This is a genomic window from Candidatus Poribacteria bacterium (assembly GCA_021295715.1).
Taxonomy (GTDB): Bacteria; Poribacteria; WGA-4E; order WGA-4E; family WGA-3G; genus WGA-3G.
Genome location: JAGWBV010000039.1, coordinates 31,101 through 48,012, shown reverse-complemented (window position 1 = coordinate 48,012; position 16,912 = coordinate 31,101). Strand labels below are relative to the sequence as shown.

The 16,912-nt window shown below is 47.5% G+C and carries 12 protein-coding genes and 1 pseudogene; 7 read left to right on the top strand and 6 right to left on the bottom strand.

Going from position 1 to position 16,912, the window contains the following annotated elements; all coding sequences use genetic code 11:
* The 5 genes and pseudogenes from J4G07_11315 to J4G07_11295 all read right to left on the bottom strand — a co-directional run bounded on the left by J4G07_11315 (position 1) and on the right by J4G07_11295 (position 5,799).
* Positions 1–993 (bottom strand): hypothetical protein, encoded by a 993-nt coding sequence (locus J4G07_11315; protein MCE2414586.1) that lies wholly within the window; start codon positions 991–993, stop codon positions 1–3.
* A gap of 423 nt (positions 994–1,416) precedes the next feature.
* The gene (locus J4G07_11310; protein ID MCE2414585.1) at positions 1,417–1,812 is read right to left on the bottom strand and encodes a HEPN domain-containing protein; all 396 of its coding nucleotides are present in this window, start codon (positions 1,810–1,812) and stop codon (positions 1,417–1,419) included.
* A 249-nt stretch (positions 1,813–2,061) separates the two neighbouring features.
* Positions 2,062–2,199, bottom strand: a pseudogene (locus J4G07_11305) (nucleotidyltransferase domain-containing protein).
* A 68-nt stretch (positions 2,200–2,267) separates the two neighbouring features.
* Complete coding sequence (locus tag J4G07_11300) at positions 2,268–3,809, bottom strand: energy-coupling factor ABC transporter ATP-binding protein (protein ID MCE2414584.1); 1,542 nt, start codon at positions 3,807–3,809, stop codon at positions 2,268–2,270.
* Positions 3,810–3,816: 7 nt separating this feature from the next.
* Positions 3,817–5,799, bottom strand: coding sequence for a DUF4070 domain-containing protein (locus J4G07_11295; GenBank protein MCE2414583.1), 1,983 nt, complete (start codon positions 5,797–5,799; stop codon positions 3,817–3,819).
* A 486-nt stretch (positions 5,800–6,285) separates the two neighbouring features.
* Between J4G07_11295 and J4G07_11290 the strand changes: the two genes are divergently transcribed.
* The 7 genes from J4G07_11290 (at position 6,286) to J4G07_11260 (ending at position 16,198) form a co-directional block, all read left to right on the top strand.
* Positions 6,286–8,223 (top strand): BamA/TamA family outer membrane protein, encoded by a 1,938-nt coding sequence (locus J4G07_11290; protein MCE2414582.1) that lies wholly within the window; start codon positions 6,286–6,288, stop codon positions 8,221–8,223.
* A 92-nt stretch (positions 8,224–8,315) separates the two neighbouring features.
* Positions 8,316–10,109, top strand: coding sequence for a phosphoenolpyruvate carboxykinase (GTP) (locus J4G07_11285; GenBank protein ID MCE2414581.1), 1,794 nt, complete (start codon positions 8,316–8,318; stop codon positions 10,107–10,109).
* Between the two features lie 309 nt (positions 10,110–10,418).
* Positions 10,419–11,528 carry an acyl-CoA desaturase gene (locus J4G07_11280; GenBank protein ID MCE2414580.1) on the top strand — a complete coding sequence of 370 codons (1,110 nt, stop codon included), beginning with the start codon at positions 10,419–10,421 and terminating at the stop codon, positions 11,526–11,528.
* 361 nt (positions 11,529–11,889) lie between these two features.
* Positions 11,890–12,786 (top strand): phytanoyl-CoA dioxygenase family protein, encoded by an 897-nt coding sequence (locus J4G07_11275; GenBank protein ID MCE2414579.1) that lies wholly within the window; start codon positions 11,890–11,892, stop codon positions 12,784–12,786.
* 172 nt (positions 12,787–12,958) lie between these two features.
* A complete protein-coding gene (locus J4G07_11270; protein ID MCE2414578.1) occupies positions 12,959–14,089 on the top strand; it encodes an ABC transporter permease in 1,131 nt (376 codons plus the stop codon).
* A gap of 34 nt (positions 14,090–14,123) precedes the next feature.
* Positions 14,124–14,798 carry an ABC transporter ATP-binding protein gene (locus J4G07_11265; protein ID MCE2414577.1) on the top strand — a complete coding sequence of 225 codons (675 nt, stop codon included), beginning with the start codon at positions 14,124–14,126 and terminating at the stop codon, positions 14,796–14,798.
* Positions 14,795–16,198: a hypothetical protein gene (locus tag J4G07_11260; protein ID MCE2414576.1), complete on the top strand. Its 1,404-nt coding sequence runs from the start codon at positions 14,795–14,797 to the stop codon at positions 16,196–16,198. Before J4G07_11265 ends, J4G07_11260 begins: the two co-directional genes overlap by 4 nt.
* Before the next feature lie 196 nt (positions 16,199–16,394).
* On the opposite strand, the gene J4G07_11255 is transcribed toward J4G07_11260, so the two are convergent.
* Positions 16,395–16,703: a Rieske (2Fe-2S) protein gene (locus J4G07_11255; GenBank protein ID MCE2414575.1), complete on the bottom strand. Its 309-nt coding sequence runs from the start codon at positions 16,701–16,703 to the stop codon at positions 16,395–16,397.
* Positions 16,704–16,912 lie beyond the last annotated feature (209 nt).

The window sequence follows — 16,912 nt, the reverse complement described above, 5'->3', positions numbered from 1 at the left end:
TCAAAACAGTCCAAAATCACCCAGAATATGATTACTGGAAAAGAAGATACCCAGTGTTATTGGCATCACATCTTGGGTTGGCAACCGAAATAAAGTTCTATCTACTCGTAATTCAAGTGTCAAGCGATTCCGGGAGAGACGTAGCATCTCTACTCCACCGATGACATAGCCCCCCATGCCAGTATCCCCTTCTGACTTAGAATCGTAGTAAGACCCGCCCCAGAACCGGTCATATTCTCTTTCTATTCTCGTTTCATAGTTAACACCAGCTAGGGCTAATCCGCCTCCTACATAAGGGGAGATATTTCGTTTGCTGAAGAAGTAACGACCACCAATCGACCAAGTGACAAAAACGAAACTATCATTCCCAGATTCGCCGCCGGTCATCCGAAGCTCGGTTTCTACAGCATAGGTTGGCATTTGATAAGACAAACCTGCCTCAAAGCCAAGTTCGCCATTGAAGTTTGTACCTGGGACCGAAGTGCCGAAAAGCCCTATAGTCCAGAGGGACTCACCGGATATCTTCCTTAACACCGGGGCATCATCTGCAACCACACTCTCAATGTCAACCGTAGATCCGATAGACTTCTTGTGGACGAGTGCCTCAACCACTCTGGGTGCGGCTTCAATGATCTCTTCAATACTGGTAATCCAGAGCTGCCGCTCAATAATAATTGTTCCTATAGGAGTTTCCTGAGTGAGGTGTACCAGTATCTTTCCACCTAAACGACGAAAAGAAATTCGATATACGCTCGCCGAGGTATCTGCTTCATAAACCGGGTCGCCAACGGATATACCTTGTTTGCGTAATTCAAGAGCAATTAACAGTGCTGCACTCTGGGCATCGGTTTCATCAATACCTTGGTAAGCTCCGATCAATAAGACAGCATCACTCCCTTTAGTTTCGGTCTGCCCCAAATTCTGTTGAGCGGAAAGGACAAAAGGTGCGATGAAGGTTAGAGCTACCATCAAAACAACTAATCTGTAAAACATGGACTGAATTCTCATTTTTTTCCCATTTGAATAGTATTCTAACGCTAAATTTAAAACACTTGTGAAAGTTGATTCAAACAAAAATTGATGGCTGCCTCTGAACTTCACAGTTGCCGATGCCGAGAACCTAACACAGTTGTTTGACACCCATCTAACGGAAATCGTTCAAACTGGATGCCTTTCTCACCGTACTTTACAGACACAGTTTTAGGTCGAAAAGGGTGTACCATTTTAAAAAAGTACGCATCACGGCGTGTACCTCTGCGATGTCAATCGCTATCCACAACTTTTAGGAAAATCACTAATGCTTTGAAAACGCAACAGAAATCAGAAATAAATTGTCCAAACATCAGTTTGAATTATATTCTATTTACTATGGAAAGTCAATTCTTTTGCGAAATAAGAACAACTTAATTTTTTCCCTTATTCGAGCACAAGTATTGTTAGTTTCAGATGCGCTCGAACGGCTTGACGCACTTCATTGCAGATGTGCATCGCATGCTGCGTATTGTCAGATGTTGCTGAATCCCCCGGATAGCGGGGATCCACTGCATACGCTGTGATTATTTTAAAGTCAGATTGCCAACGGGCCCAAGTCGGAAGTGATTGAACAATCAGGTCCAGTAATTCTTGAAGGTTATGTGTCCTGGGAGTGTGGATGTTTGCCTCCTGCAGCCATGCCTTTAAATATTTTTCAATACACTGTTGGACATGAAAACAGATAGAGTTATGGAGCGGATTTGGTGATTGTTGAAGCCATTTCGCCGCATTATAATCTTCTTCAGCCTTTTCTATCCACTCCAAGGTCAATGGGTTCATGCCATTCTTCTCCGTTTCGGCGAGGTTTGTCCCGTAATGTGTGAATTGTAGGTTTTTGACGTTGCAGTCTGCCTCGAATCCATGGAGCAATTCCCCTTTTTCGGTGATCTCGCGGAGAAACCAGTCGTTATATGAGACGCGATACGCAATTTCTTCTGGAGAGCGAACCCAGAGGTCCAGACCGAAACGGTAGGGAATCCGTTGCCGTATCTCAATAGCTTTACGAGTAAACTCCGACTTCGGAACGTCCATCACGACAAGCATATCTACATCGGAATCTTCCGTAGGCGTGCCATACGCATAGGAGCCGAAGAGAATTACTTGGAGCGGTGCGAATTCCCGTACGATGTCATTACATGTCGCTTGAATCTCTTCCCGGGTAACCATACGAATCCCCCTTTTAACGCAAGTATAACATATTTCATAACAATCATCAAGCAGGGAGAATCTCGCGTTCAACACAGCGATGCCCGCTGCAAAAGATTGGGATTAGCGAAAGCAGTATGAGGTGCTCCATCGAAAATCAATTCACCATCGAACAATAGGAGGACACGGTCGGCATATTTTAAGGTGAGTTCTGTATCGTGTGTTGCGAAAATGAGGGTTTTATTTTCGCGGCGGGTTTCATCGCAGAGTTCGTCCATCAACTGGTGGAGATGTTGCGCATCTTGACCCGTGGTGGGTTCATCAAGCAAGAAAAGGTCCGGGTGTAGTGAAGAGGTAGCTGCGACAGCAGTGCGTTGACGCTGTCCCCGCGAGAGCGAATAGGGTGCTTCCAAGTCAAGATCCGGTAAGTCAAATCGCTCAAGCGTTCTATTGACTCTATTTTCGAGGGTATGTGCAGAGAATTTGAGGTTTTTGGGACCGAATGCCACTTCATCGCGAACTGTCTCCGCCTGTAGCAATAGATCTGGATCCTGAAAAACGATGCCGACTTTACCCGCCAATTGATGAAGTTTCGTCCGACTGGACGACTTCCCTGCAATGACAACCTCCCCTGATGCCGGACGCAGCAACCCCGCGATGAGATGAATCAAGGTCGTCTTCCCAGAACCGTTCGCGCCCATGATAGCAAGTACCTCCCCACGCGGCACCTCACAAGAGATCGAATGCACGGCATCCGCATTGGTCTTCGGATAACTGAATTGGAGTTCGCGGATACTGAGGAGAGAGGATTGAGATGTTGTCTCGTAAGTCCCCTTTTCGGATACATCTGCAGGGCTTGATAGCACTCCGTCTACTGAAGATTCGCGGGTTTTCGGAACCTGTACACCTAAGCGTTGATACGGCGTGAGATCCTGAAACGCCTCCGCTTCGGGTAGATCCAAATAGAGTCGTCCTTCCTCCATCAGCCATACATGGTCACACAGCGGAGCAACTTCCTTGGTTCGGTGGGTTGCCAAAATCACAGTTATTCCTAACTCTCTATTCAACTGCGTGACGATAGTGAGAATGTCGTGTGTCCCCTGTGGATCAAGATGGCTCGTCGGTTCATCCAACAGGAGGACTTGTGGTTGCATCGCACAGACCGCCGCCAGAGCGACCCGCTGCCTTTGACCGCCAGAAAGGGATGAGATGTCTCGCGATGCAAAGTTGAGGAGTCCAACCTGTTTCAAGGCAAGGGTGATCCGTTCCTTAATTTTTTCGGGCGGGAAACCGAGATTTTCGAGTCCAAAGGCGATTTCGTCTTCGACTCGGGTGCAAAAGAGTTGATCGTCGGGGTTTTGGAAAAGGAGAGCGACCTGTTGACACGTGGTAGCCAGCGGTTGTGCGGCGACGCTTTCACCGTTAAGACGAACCGTCCCCGTGAGCGTTCCTGCTGAAGCATGCGGAATCAAACCGTTCAGCGTCCGCAGTAAAGTCGACTTGCCGCACCCGGTTGGACCTGTCAGTAACACAAATGCCCCGGAAGGCACACGCGTTGTAATACCGCGCAGCGTCGGGGTTTCGCGACTCGGATAGGTAAAACCGAGATTTTCTATCTCAATAGACGCCATGCTCTAACTAACTGAGTCCTTCAATCTGCACAGGGACAGAACCGAAGAGTTGTTCTAAATGCCGTTGGACGGAGTCTCGGAAAGCGTCAAAGGTTTCTTGGACGTTCTGCTTGAAATCGTCGTGGAGTTGCTCGTGTTGCGCACGAACACGGGTAAAGAGATTATGAACATACGTTTGAAGTTCACCGAGTCTCTCCGTCTGCGCCTTCGCGAAAGTGCTGACAGTCGCTTTAAAAGCACTGAGTTCGGCATCCAAGTACTCCTTGAACACCGATTTCTGAAAACCGGCAAGGGCATTGTATGCTGCGTATTGAAAATCCTCGTGAATCGAATCGTATTCCTTCTTAACGCGCGCAAAGAGTTGCCGCGAGTAGTTCTGAACCTCACTCATCCGGTCTTCTTGCGTTTGGGTAAACTGCACAATCTTCTCTTTAAACGTATCCATCTCGTGATTTAAGAAACTTCTGAAATCCTCAACAGCAAGCGTACAACGGGTCGTCTTCTCCAAGTGGTAACCCATGACCGCTAATCGCACGGCTTCTGGGAACATGTTAGGATAGTTTTTGAGTGATTTCAGCAAATATCGTGCGTACTCGAATCCCTGTCTTGAGAAAAGTTGTCGCTGAATGGATCGGGCAAATGCCACGAGTTCCTCTTTGGTAATCGATCTGACATTGCGAGGGGTGTAAGGCATGTGCTCCAGCAACGTCAAACACCGTGCAAAATAGTTCTTTAAGGTCGGATCATAGAGTGTCGAAATAACCCGCCGATATTCTGATATAAGTTCGTCGCGCGGCATTTCAGGCACGAAATTGAGGCTCATGTCGGTGTTATTTCCGCTGGATTCTACAAGCAACCGATCTTCTTGCTTCAAGCGATGCCAAAGGTCTGTTTCTTTCAAAGCCGTCAGCAAACCTGCCATCGCCATTGGGATACCGGCTTCCTGAATAAATTTGATGTGAGAATCAAATTCGGTATCACCATCAAGCCCGATAATAAATCCGCCAGTAACCTCCATTCCCCTGCTCTGTATCTTCCGAATAGCACGCAAGAGGTAACTTCCTGCCTCCTCCTCTTTGCTGGTGTTCTGTCCTTTGGATGTGCTGAGGAGTGCTTCATCATTAGGCGTTTCAATACCGAGGAATACCATGTTGAACCCTGCTTCACTCATTGCGTCAAGCATCTCAGGGATCTCAACGAGGTTTACGCTGGCTTCAGTAAAGAGTGAGAAGGGAAATTGGCGTTCCTCCTGCCATTTTTGCACAGCAGGGAGTAAACGCATTGCATCACGCTTGTTACCGATAAAATTGTCATCAACAACGAACATCGCGCCATCCCAACCGAGTTTATAGAGCATCTCAAACTCAGCAAGCATCTGCTCATTGCTCTTCGTGCGTGGCACGCGCCCGAACAACTTCGTAATGTCGCAAAACTCGCAATTGAAAGGACACCCACGCGAAAACTGGAGTGCCATTGACCCGTAAGAATTGATGTCGATAAGGTCGTAGCGGGGCGGTGGTGTTATCGTAATATCGGGTTTCCGCTTCTCACGGTAGATTTCCTGTGCGCATCCGCTTTCAAAATCCGTTAAGAAATCTTCAAATATTTCCTCAACTTCACCAAAGAGAAAATGGTCAACCTCAGCATCGGTTTCCTCTTTGATATTATCATAGTAAGAAGTTGGGTGCGGTCCACCGGCGATGATAGGGACTCCTGCCCGATTACAGCGTTCGGCAACTTCATAAAGCGAGTCTTTTTGAACAATCATTGTCGATGTCAGTGCTACATCCGCCCACTCAAGATGCGCATCCGTCAGCGGTTCAATGTTAATATCGACGACTTTTAAGTTATAATTCTTGGGGAACATGCCAGCAATCGTCAACAATCCAAGCGGAGGCATTGATGATTTCTTACCAAGAAATTCTAAGGCGTACTTAAAACCCCAATAGGATGGTGGGAATTTAGGATAAACAAATAAGGCATTTGGCATAATATATATATCTCTCCTTGTGGGCGCAACATCCATGCCCATATTGTCAAATTTTATTGAATATTTTATAAATTTAGTGACTCCTACCAAGTATGATACCACAATTCCAGAATTTTATCAAGTTTTTTCTTGTTTACCAACGGTATGCGTTTAACTGAAGATTGATTTCTCACACCGTCGCCATCAGAAAACAACCCCAAAAGCACTGACTTGCCTATAGAACAGCGTGCATGTTAAAATTACTCACGATGGCACAGGTACTTATACCATTGCTGATTGATGATTCCTTTTAAAAGAGTCTACCGTCATTGGTTATGCCCGGAGTCCCTTCCCAGTAACGGGTGGGAACCCAATCAACGGTATGAAGTGCTTATGCACTTCCCCGGGTATGAAGGTTCTCCGTGTGGCATTCACCGGGGCGAGTACGCCGCAAAACCGCACCTACCGGATCTGTGTGGACAGATACTTACCTAATGGAGAGAATAGATGTATAGACCCCAACTCCCCGAGTTCATACTTGTTTTCAGCGGCTTACTATTTTGTTTAACGAGTCATCCGCAAATACTGTTGTATGGAGCAGAGGATCTGGGGCAGAGCACCCCTTCAGAAAACGCAATAACACCAGACAACGAAACAGAAGAGATAACACACTCACACTATCGTATCCACCAACTCCGTTTTAATGGAAATGCATATTTAAATGAGAAAAAGCTGATAGCTTTATTCGGATGGCAGAAAGAAAAACCCTATTCTCGCGAAGAAATTATAGAAGGTTTTGAACATATTGTATCAGGTTATCGGAATGAAGGTTATATATTCGCAGAAACATCTCCCAATATTGCAATAACTTCTGAAGATGGACAAATCAATGGGGAGATACCAGTATCTATCACGGTAGAAATTGTTGAAGGCAAACCTCTTCGGACTGGAACGTTAACACTTTCGGGAAGTCACATCATTTCAGAATCCGAAATTCGAGATCAATTCGGCATAAAAGAGGGAAAACTTTTTACACAGGTGGCATTGGAGCGAGGGATCGAACGGATTCAAGCGTTGTACAGTGAACATGGATACCCAAAAGTTGAGATTGCGCCTAAGAATATTCAACTTTTTCCAGAAACAGGCACCATCAATTTCGAGTTGAATATTCGGGAAGGGACACAGGTCCGCATTGGTGAAGTCAAGGTAAGCGGGCTGAAGAAAACAAAAACGAAAGTAGCCCTTCGGGAAATCCACGTAAAACCGAATGACAACTTCAAGCAGCGTGACATTGACACAAGTTATCGTCGCTTGCGAAATTTGGGGTATTTCTATCAGGTAAATCCAAATGTATTGGAAGCGGGTGAAACAGAAGATAGGATCAATTTCCACGCGCGAGTCACCGAAGCACGAACAGGACAGCTGAGCGGGGTTATCGGGTATGCCCCACCAGATACAGACACTGACGCTGCCCCCCAACTCACTGGCGTGCTTGAAGCCCGCGAAACCAACCTGTTAGGAACGGGCAGACAGGTTAACCTTTATTGGAAATCCGGTCTGCTGAAGATCTTACGGCTTGGCTATGCAGAACCGTGGATATTTGGCAAACCGCTAACCATCGGCATAGAATACGGGCAACTCAAACAACGCACTCCTGATAGAGGACAACTCCAAGGTTTTTCCGATAATCCCTCAGAAACGGTTTCCGAGGAACAGTCGGGTAACGTGAGTGCGACAACAAACTTCGGACGCGTTTTTGAAGGGATTATGACGTTGGGGTATAAACGGATTAACGTACCAAATGTGGGTACGTCTTCACTGACAACCCCTACGCCTGATTTCCAAACCCCGACTTTCGCCGATCCACGCGCTATTTCACCCACCGACCCCACACCCTATATCGGCACGAAATACAGTGTCACACTCCGCTTGACACGGGACACCCGTGACTATTTCCTGAATCCGACCCGCGGACGGCGTGATAGTATTGCCTTTGAAGTGTCTCGGAGCGATTTTCGTCTCCGAAAAGCATGGCTATCCCTACAACAATATTTTCCAACATGGCGAAAACAAACGGTTGCCGTTGAATTCCACGGTGCCGCCGCATGGGGTGTTAATATCCCACCAACCGAACTTTTCTATCTCGGTGGTGCGACCACTTTGCGCGGGTACGATGAGGACTGGTTCTCTGGTCCGCGCCGTGTGTATGCCACCTTCGAATACCGATTTCTGGTCGGACCTGATTCGCAAATTTTTGTTTTTACCGATTTAGGTGCTGTAACCCTGATCGAAACCCCATCCGTTTTTGACACACTCCGCGTCGGCTACGGATTTGGGGCGCGACTTGAATCAAGAGGCGGCATCTTACGCATCAATTATGGACTCGCTGCGGGGGACTCCTTATTTCAAGGGAAAATCCACGTGAATCTTGGTGCAGCGTTTTAGGATATACCTTTTAATTTGCAAGGTGAGAAAATATGTTATAAAATTATATAGGTGAAGTAATAACAAGCATACTCAATAACTGGGAGGTTTAAATGACCAAAAACAAGAAATTACAGAGTTGGGTCGAAGAAGCCGCTGCGCTTTGCGAACCCGATTCTATCTATTGGTGTGATGGTTCTCAAGAAGAAAACGATCGATTGTGCGAAGAATTAGTTCAAAAAGGGACTTTTGTTCGGTTGGATCCCGAGAAACGTCCAGGGAGTTACCTTGCGCGTTCGAGTCCTGCCGATGTTGCCCGTGTCGAAGACCGAACGTTTATCTGCGCGAAAACGCCACTCGAAGCAGGACCGACAAACAACTGGCACAATCCGGATGAGATGAAAGAGACCCTTAAAGGACTTTTCAAGGGTTGCATGAAAGGCAGGACGATGTACGTTGTGCCGTTCAGCATGGGACCGCTCGGTTCACCAATTTCACATATCGGTGTTGAAATCAGCGATTCACCTTACGTCGTTGTCAACATGCGGATTATGACGCGTATGGGCAGTGCCGTGTTAGATGTCTTAGGTGAAGACGGTGACTTTGTACCGTGTTTACACTCCGTTGGGATGCCCCTTGAACCCGGACAAGCTGACATTGTGTGGCCCTGCGATCCGGATAACAAATATATCGTACATTTTCCCGAAGAACGTTCCATTTGGTCCTACGGTAGCGGCTATGGTGGAAACGCGCTGCTCGGTAAAAAATGCTATGCCCTCCGTATCGCCTCTATCATGGCGAAAAACGATGGATGGATGGCAGAACACATGCTCATTTTGGGATTAACGAGTCCGGAAGGCGAGAAAACCTACATCGCTGCAGCGTTCCCAAGTGCCTGTGGTAAGACGAACCTTGCGATGCTCACGCCAACGATACCGGGTTGGAAAGCTGAGACCATCGGTGATGACATCGCATGGATGAAATTCGGTGAAGACGGAAGACTCTACGCGATTAATCCTGAAGCAGGTTTCTTCGGCGTTGCCCCCGGCACGTCAATGGACACCAACCCGAATGCGATGCACACACTCGCATCAAACTCAATCTTCACGAATGCCGCCCTTACAGAGGATACCGACGTCTGGTGGGAAGAGATGAGCGAAGAACCGCCCGAAACGGTCACAAGTTGGCTTGGTGAAGAATGGCACCCTGGAGATGAAAAGACAGCGGCACACCCGAATGCCCGCTATACTACCCCCGCGGCGCAATGCCCAATCATCGATCCGAATTGGGAAAACCCGAACGGCGTTCCAATCTCGGCGATCCTTTTCGGTGGACGACGCGCCTCTACCGTCCCGCTCGCGTTTGAAGCGTTTGACTGGCAGCACGGCACTTTCATCGGCTCCATTGCTTCCTCCGAACGCACAGCAGCTGCCGCCGGAACAGTCGGTGAACTCCGACGCGATCCGATGGCGATGCTTCCGTTCTGCGGCTACAACATGGGGGATTACTTCGCGCATTGGTTGAAGATGGGCAAAAACACTGATGCCAGCAAATTGCCGAAGATTTTCTACGTCAATTGGTTCCGCAAAGACGCTGACGGCGGATGGCTCTGGCCCGGTTTCGGCGAAAACAGTCGTGTGCTTAAGTGGATCGTGGAACGAGTCTCTGGCAAGGGACAGGCAGTTGAAACACCCATCGGCTATCTACCGACATCCGATGCCATTGATATCAGTGGCTTGGACGTAACAGACGAACAGATGGCAGAACTTCTGAACGTCAATGTCGAAGAATGGCTCAACGAAATTGAATCCATTCGAGACCATTACGCACGTTTTGAAGAAACACTGCCCGAAGCGTTATCCGATGAGTTGGCAGCATTAGAAGCCCGTTTGCGTGAAAAGCAATAAAACCGACCGATTCCGATTATAGGGCGAGGTTTTCGCGCCTCGCTCTATAGTTAATCCGAGGACGGTTTATACAACAAGCAAATAAGAAATGTTTGACTCTGGTGGTAAAATGTGGTATCCTTAATTCTGTTATAGTAGCGCATTAACAACCATTTCGACTGATAAATTCCTGTGTGCACGAAACATTCTGAATAGACACAACTTAACCGCTATGCATAGCAAGGAGAATCGTACTTGTCAATAGAATCATTCCCTACAAGTCCTTCCCATGACGAGGACATTATTCACCCACGCGTCTTGCCTTTCATAATGGTCCACCTTGCCTGCTTTGCGATTTTCTGGGTGGACGTTCAACCTATCGACTGGATTATATGTGGTGCGTTGTATGTTATCCGTATGTTCGGTATCACGGCTGGATATCATCGTTATTTTTCGCACCGTTCCTACAAAACAAGCCGCGGCTTCCAATTCTTTCTGGCATTTCTGGGACAGAGTTCAGCACAACGGGGCGCGCTTTGGTGGGCAGCGAAGCACCGCGAGCATCATAAACACTCCGATACAGAACAAGACATACATTCCCCGGTACAACACGGGTTTTGGTTTTCTCATGTGCTTTGGATTTTCTCGAAACGCGGGCAGACCGCAGATTACCATATAATTAAGGATTTTCAGAAATATCCAGAACTCGTTTGGCTGAATAAATGGGACAGACTACCACCTTTCCTATTAGGTGTTCTCGTTTGGGCGATCGCGGGCTGGTCGGGACTTGTCGTAGGGTTCTTCGTGAGCACAGTGATCCTTTTTCACGGGACCTTTACGATTAATTCTCTCTCTCATGTATTCGGGAAACAGCAGTATGCCACAGGCGACAATTCTCGCAATAACCTGTTTCTGGCTATTATCACGTTGGGGGAAGGATGGCATAACAACCATCACCACTTTCCGAGTGCTACGCCTCAAGGCTTCCATTGGTGGCAAATTGATGTCACGTACTATATTTTGAGAGCTCTGTCCTTCTTTAGAATCGTTTGGGATCTCCGTTTACCGCCTGCACATGTCGTTGAAGGTAAACGCAGACCCTCTCTATCAACCATCGAAATTGCCGCCCAACAACTCGCTGCAAGTTTTTCGATTGAACACATCGGTAAAACGGTTATAAAAACGTGGGCGCATACCCCAAAGTTGGAAGAACTCCGTAACCGTGCTCGTATCAGTCAATCAGAGGTTGAAACTTTTCTTAAAGAGATGAAAATTCTTGAGTTGCCATCGGTTGCCAATCTGAAACATCAAGCGCAAAAGATGTTTGCCAATATTCCATCTTTAAACCCGATTGTTGAACGAGCAAATCAGATCCTCGTTCAGGCAGTTTCGGTATGGTTCGTCCAGAACGATGTTTACGAAATAGGAGTTACGGCGTAGTGAATGTTGATGGGTTGAACTGAAGTGAGACCCAACTCTGCTCTAAGCCCGTCTATCATCATGAACTGAAATTCTGTTGCCCTAAATCCAATGGTTATACTTTTGGGTTTGGGGCATTTTGTTATTACCGTTGACGCTTCTGGAAAAATATGATATTCTTAATTTGAATATGCACTCACCCTAAACATTTAGCCAGAAATCACAAAGGTTGATTGCTTCTGTCCCATTTCGTGCTATCCGAGATAAAATCTGCCCTATTTCGTGCAGTTACTTCTGAACACAGCACGAAGAATCCAACCAGTGTGAGATTGTCCTAACTGGCACAGGATTTGCTACAGAACCAAATGAAAGGAGTTGTCTAATGGAAACCGAAGAAAAATATCGTGTTGCACCCCCCGGTTTCACAGCAGAACAATGGAAAACCTTTAACGAAGACGGTATCATTTTTATTGAAGATGCGATCTCTGATGCGGATATCCAGACCTATATTGATGCGATAGACCGTGTCTCGGCAACCAGTCCAAAATATACGCCAGGCGGCTATCTCAGCATGGAGAACATCGTTGAACGCGACCCCGTTTTTACTCACCTCATTGATCATGCGCGGCATGTCGGTTATGCGTATGACCTCTTTGGGGAACTCCTGAAACTCCATCAGAGCCAATTTTTCCTGCGTCCACCCGGTGGGAAACAGTACAATATATGGCATCCGGATGGTGCGCGAGCACTACCTTATGGTGTGTTTTCACCCCAATTGCCGTTGCAAATCAAGATTGGATATTGGCTAACCGATTTGCCGAAAGAGAAGATGGGGAATCTTGTCGTGCTACCCGGAAGCCATCGTCAGCAATATATGGACGGCTACGATACCCACAAAAGTATCCCCGGGGAAAAGGTCGTCTGCCCGCGCAAAGGCACAATGACGGTGATGCATTCCAGCATCTGGCACCGTGTGGAACCGAACGAGAGCGATGTGGTGCGCTACAACATCTTCGTCGCCTACTGCCCGTCTTGGGTTACTCCGGCGGATCGCTTCCATTCGTCACCCGATTGGTTGGAGACGCTCAACCGTGAACAACGCATCATCATGCGAAGTTATAGCCATGCGTATCATAACGCCAAACCCCCGGCGTCTGAATTCCCGCTTTTCCTCGAACGCGAAACTGGTATCGAGGCAGATGCGGGCGCGTATCAGGAGCACGTCCAATTGCATCGTCGCAAGCGACAAACAATGCCAGAGAGACTTGCATCCCTGTAAAACAGTAGTTTCAACCTTTATAGTAAAGCCCGTAATTACTTATACACCCTTAGAGAAGCGTCGGGAATCGGAGTTCCCTCCTACACATTAGCCATCAGCCGTCAGCGATCCGTAAGACAGACGGTGTGCGAAGCAGGACAAAACCGATCAGGAACCTAATAGTTTAAAAATTATGAAAACACTATTCCTCAAAGACATGCGGTATCGCCAAGCGAGAGTTGTCCTCACGACACTCGGTATTACCGTCCTCATCTCATTGATACTGCTGTTAGGCGGCATCATGAACGGCATGCGCATCCAAGCGCGACAATACGTCGAATCCACGGGTGCGGACGTCTGGATCTCGGCTGAAGGCTCCGGTGGCGCGTTTATTGGGTTTTCCATGGTCGTTGAGGAATATATGGCATTTCTGAACTCAGGACCAGGCTTAGTGCAAGACTCTGCATCTCCGTTGGTTTTTGCGCAAGCGCGTCCCACCGTCCGAGGTAAATCCACCAAAGCAATCGTCGTCGGCTATAAATTGGGACAACTCGGTGGACCCAAGAGTGCAGTCGAAGGCAGAATGTTCACTCGGAGTAACTTTGAAGACTATAGACCCGAAGATCCAATCCCCTACGAGGTGGTCGTTGACGAGAAAATGGGACTGGAAATCGGAGAACAGATTACCCTCAGCAACGAAAAAGTTCGCGTTGTCGGTAAGGCGAAAAGCCTAATGTTCGTCTTGGATACACCGCTGCTGTTTATGGATGTGCGCATTGCTCAGAAACTTCTACTCGGAAACACACCCCATGTCAACATGATGATCGCCAAAACAAACAAAAGCGAACAACCCGCACAGATCGCCGCCGATTTAGATGCCTTAGAAACCATTGAAGTACGCACCTTACAACAGACGCTCACGGACATTATTGCCTACTACGTTGACGAACCGATGAAGGCAGTGCAATTCCTACGGGTGATGTTGTGGTTAGCGGCGGGCATTCTCGTTGGGATGATTACATACGTGACGATGCTCGAAAAGACACAAGAAATCGGGGTGCTGAAGGCTATCGGAGGCTCAAACGGTTATGTGATGGGACTTCTCCTAAAACAGGTTGTCCTCATCTCCATTGTTGGCGTGTTACTTGGGCTTAGCCTGTCGTATGTGTTCGCAGCGGCGGCACCGATTTTCGTTGCGATTCATTTCGTCGAATCAATCATCGTTGCGTGCATCAGTTTTATTGTGTGTTGCGGTAGCGGGTATCTGGCGGCGCGTAAAGCGATCGCAGTCGATCCGATGATAGCATTCCGCGGTGAAATTTAATTTTTCAGTCTCCAATCCAAGAGGTATATTCAGAATGTCAGCAATCGTAGAAGGGATAGGCTTAACGAAACGCTTTGGCAGCGGCGATGGGACTGTTGTTGCGGTTGATGAAGTTGATATCCGAATTGAAGCGGGTGAACTGCTGATGCTGATGGGAGACAGCGGTTGTGGCAAGACAACACTCATCAGTCTCCTCGGTTGTATTTTAACGCCGGATACCGGGGAACTCCACATCGATGGCGAACCGATTAGCCCTGAAGAACAAGACCTGAGCGTCATTCGTCGTGAAAAGATCGGATTCGTCTTTCAACTATTCCACTTACTGCCTTACCTTAACGCGCTTGAAAATGTCATGGTCGCGATGGATCTCGCCCGAACAAAGACTACCGAAGCGGAAAACCGCGCCACAGAACTCCTCAGACAGGTCGGCTTAAATGAACGACTTCATCATCGTCCTGCACAACTTTCAGGCGGCGAAAAGCAACGCGTTTCCTTTGCGCGCGCCCTTGCCAACCGTCCGAAAATCATCTTCGCGGATGAACCTACTGCCAATCTCGACAGCCGCCAGAGTGACAACTTGATGAACCTTATTCAAGAGCTACGTCAAGAACACCAAACCACTATCGCTATTGTGACACATCACGAGGGATTAAAGGAGAACGCTGATCGTGTTATCCAGATGAAAGATGGAAGGATTCTCACTCCATGAACAGAAACAATGTTCTGGCATATTGTGGAAGATGTATCTTCGCCTCAATAATCGGAATTTTAGTTTTTCTCATCATCCTCCCGACTTCTATCCCTGCCCAAGAAGACCAAGCCTTAACCCAAATGGAACAACCTGATTTTCTCACAAGCGGATTGTACGGTGGTGGTCTTACGTTCATTAACGGTGATGCCTACGTCCGACTGCAACTACAGCCGGATATACCGCTCGGAAAAATTGGTATAGGATTAGATTTGATTCTGCTCTACAACCCATACGCAGAGGGAGATGACCCGCAAATCCTTGCTGAGGACGGTGAAGCATGGAACAGCCCAAGCACTTGGTTAAGACTCGTCCGTTATGTTCGCTACGGTCAACCTTACGATCCCTTCCATTTTCGATTCGGGGAGTTGGACTACCTAACCATTGGACACGGTTCAATCATGTCCGGTTATTCCAATTACGATCGGCGCGGGTTACGCCTGAACCTCAGAAATTCGGAAAACCGTTACGGCATTGAAACGATGGTGAACGACATCGGTAATCCCACAATTTTCGGGGGGCGGGGATTTTATCGTCCGTTCCAACGAGAAGAAAATAACAACTTACTGACGCGCTTTGAACTCGGTGCGACCTATTTCACAGACATCAATCCGAATTTACAAGAAGCGGGGGAAGAACCGCTGACCGCAGTCGGGCTTGATGTGGGATTCCCAATCCTTGAGACAAGCACGTTTCGACTCGATCTCTATGACGACATCGCTTTTCTGAATACATTAGAAAACACACAGACAGAAATTGTCCTTACTGAAGAAAACAGCGTAACAACGAACCTCGCATGGGGCAACGCTGTTGGTATCGGATTCTCTTTCCCCCAAACCCTCTTTAAAGTAGAATATCGCACGTTTGGAGAGGGTTATATCCCATCCGTGTTCGATTACACATACGAATCGGCGAAATCGTTAACCCCGGAGCCCGACATGCCCGAATTTTTGGGATTGGAGACAATCACTGAACCGCGACGCGGGTTCTTCTCTCAATTTATTTGGCATCCACTGCCACAGATTCATTTCATGGGGACATTCGAGGATTATACGAACACCGAACCTAAACTTTACATGGCGGTGACAGAGTCAGGATTAGTTCCACGTTTTTCGGTGCGTGCATTCTACACCAAACGTGATATTGGCGAGGGTGGGGAGACGAACTTCTTCGGAGACCTGTTCGACTTAGATGAAAAATCGGCGTTCAGTGTGGAGGTGCGTTATGAAGTTTTTCCGCCGGTTGTAACGATTGTTACCCGTGAATACACGTTCCGCCGCGTTGAAACAGGGGCAGGGGTTTCCGAGTTTGAACCGATTCATAAAACTTCTTTTATGGTAGGGGTTAGCACGGATTTTTAACTATACCTTGCGGTTCGGTCAGGTCAATTGAATGAATAATGTAAATTGGCGTATATCCGCCTGTGCCGTTGTTGCAGGCTATAACTGTGGTTTAATTTTCTCCAAGATCAAAGAAACGTCAAAATTCCCAAACCCAGCAAAAACTAATCGGAAATCACCGCGTAATGTAACGGAGCGGTGCCCAAGGGTCCATAAATTATAAGACCTCGACTTTGATCTCCTCATCTTCGACAATCAACGGATATGTTCTGATGCGGAGGCGTGGGTCGGTTTGGCATTCCCCCGTTTTTGTGTCGTAGGCATACCCATGGACTGGACACACAGCGACACCGTTTCGTATCCTACCTCTACCAAGGGAACCCAGAGCATGCGGACAGGTATTGTCCACAGCACAAAACTGGCCGCCTTCCTTGAAGATAGCAACTCTTCTTCCGTTAACAGTAAACGCTTTCCCGCGTCCTTCTCGGATGGCTGACGTTTTCGTGACTGTTGTGTAATCTGACATTTTTTAATTTTTCCTTGCGGTTCGATAAGGTGGGTTTGATGAATAAAGGTCCTTTCCGTATATCCGCCTGCGCCGTTGTTGCAGGCTTTTTAATTTTACCTTGTGGAGAAATAACGGTTGTTAGAACTACCAAGTGCATCTCCTATATCCGCCTGCGCCGATGTTGCAGGCTTTTTAATTTTACCTTGCGGAGAAACAACGGTTGTTAG

What these genes read in the sequence shown, in the direction of transcription:
- J4G07_11315 (MCE2414586.1), bottom strand. Translation starts at nt 993, where the DNA reads ATGTTTTACAGATTAGTTGTTTTGATGGTAGCTCTAACCTTCATCGCA.
- J4G07_11310 (MCE2414585.1), bottom strand. Translation starts at nt 1,812, where the DNA reads ATGAACCCATTGACCTTGGAGTGGATAGAAAAGGCTGAAGAAGATTAT.
- J4G07_11300 (MCE2414584.1), bottom strand. Translation starts at nt 3,809, where the DNA reads ATGGCGTCTATTGAGATAGAAAATCTCGGTTTTACCTATCCGAGTCGC.
- J4G07_11295 (MCE2414583.1), bottom strand. Translation starts at nt 5,799, where the DNA reads ATGCCAAATGCCTTATTTGTTTATCCTAAATTCCCACCATCCTATTGG.
- J4G07_11290 (MCE2414582.1), top strand. Translation starts at nt 6,286, where the DNA reads ATGTATAGACCCCAACTCCCCGAGTTCATACTTGTTTTCAGCGGCTTA.
- J4G07_11285 (MCE2414581.1), top strand. Translation starts at nt 8,316, where the DNA reads ATGACCAAAAACAAGAAATTACAGAGTTGGGTCGAAGAAGCCGCTGCG.
- J4G07_11280 (MCE2414580.1), top strand. Translation starts at nt 10,419, where the DNA reads ATGGTCCACCTTGCCTGCTTTGCGATTTTCTGGGTGGACGTTCAACCT.
- J4G07_11275 (MCE2414579.1), top strand. Translation starts at nt 11,890, where the DNA reads ATGGAAACCGAAGAAAAATATCGTGTTGCACCCCCCGGTTTCACAGCA.
- J4G07_11270 (MCE2414578.1), top strand. Translation starts at nt 12,959, where the DNA reads ATGAAAACACTATTCCTCAAAGACATGCGGTATCGCCAAGCGAGAGTT.
- J4G07_11265 (MCE2414577.1), top strand. Translation starts at nt 14,124, where the DNA reads ATGTCAGCAATCGTAGAAGGGATAGGCTTAACGAAACGCTTTGGCAGC.
- J4G07_11260 (MCE2414576.1), top strand. Translation starts at nt 14,795, where the DNA reads ATGAACAGAAACAATGTTCTGGCATATTGTGGAAGATGTATCTTCGCC.
- J4G07_11255 (MCE2414575.1), bottom strand. Translation starts at nt 16,703, where the DNA reads ATGTCAGATTACACAACAGTCACGAAAACGTCAGCCATCCGAGAAGGA.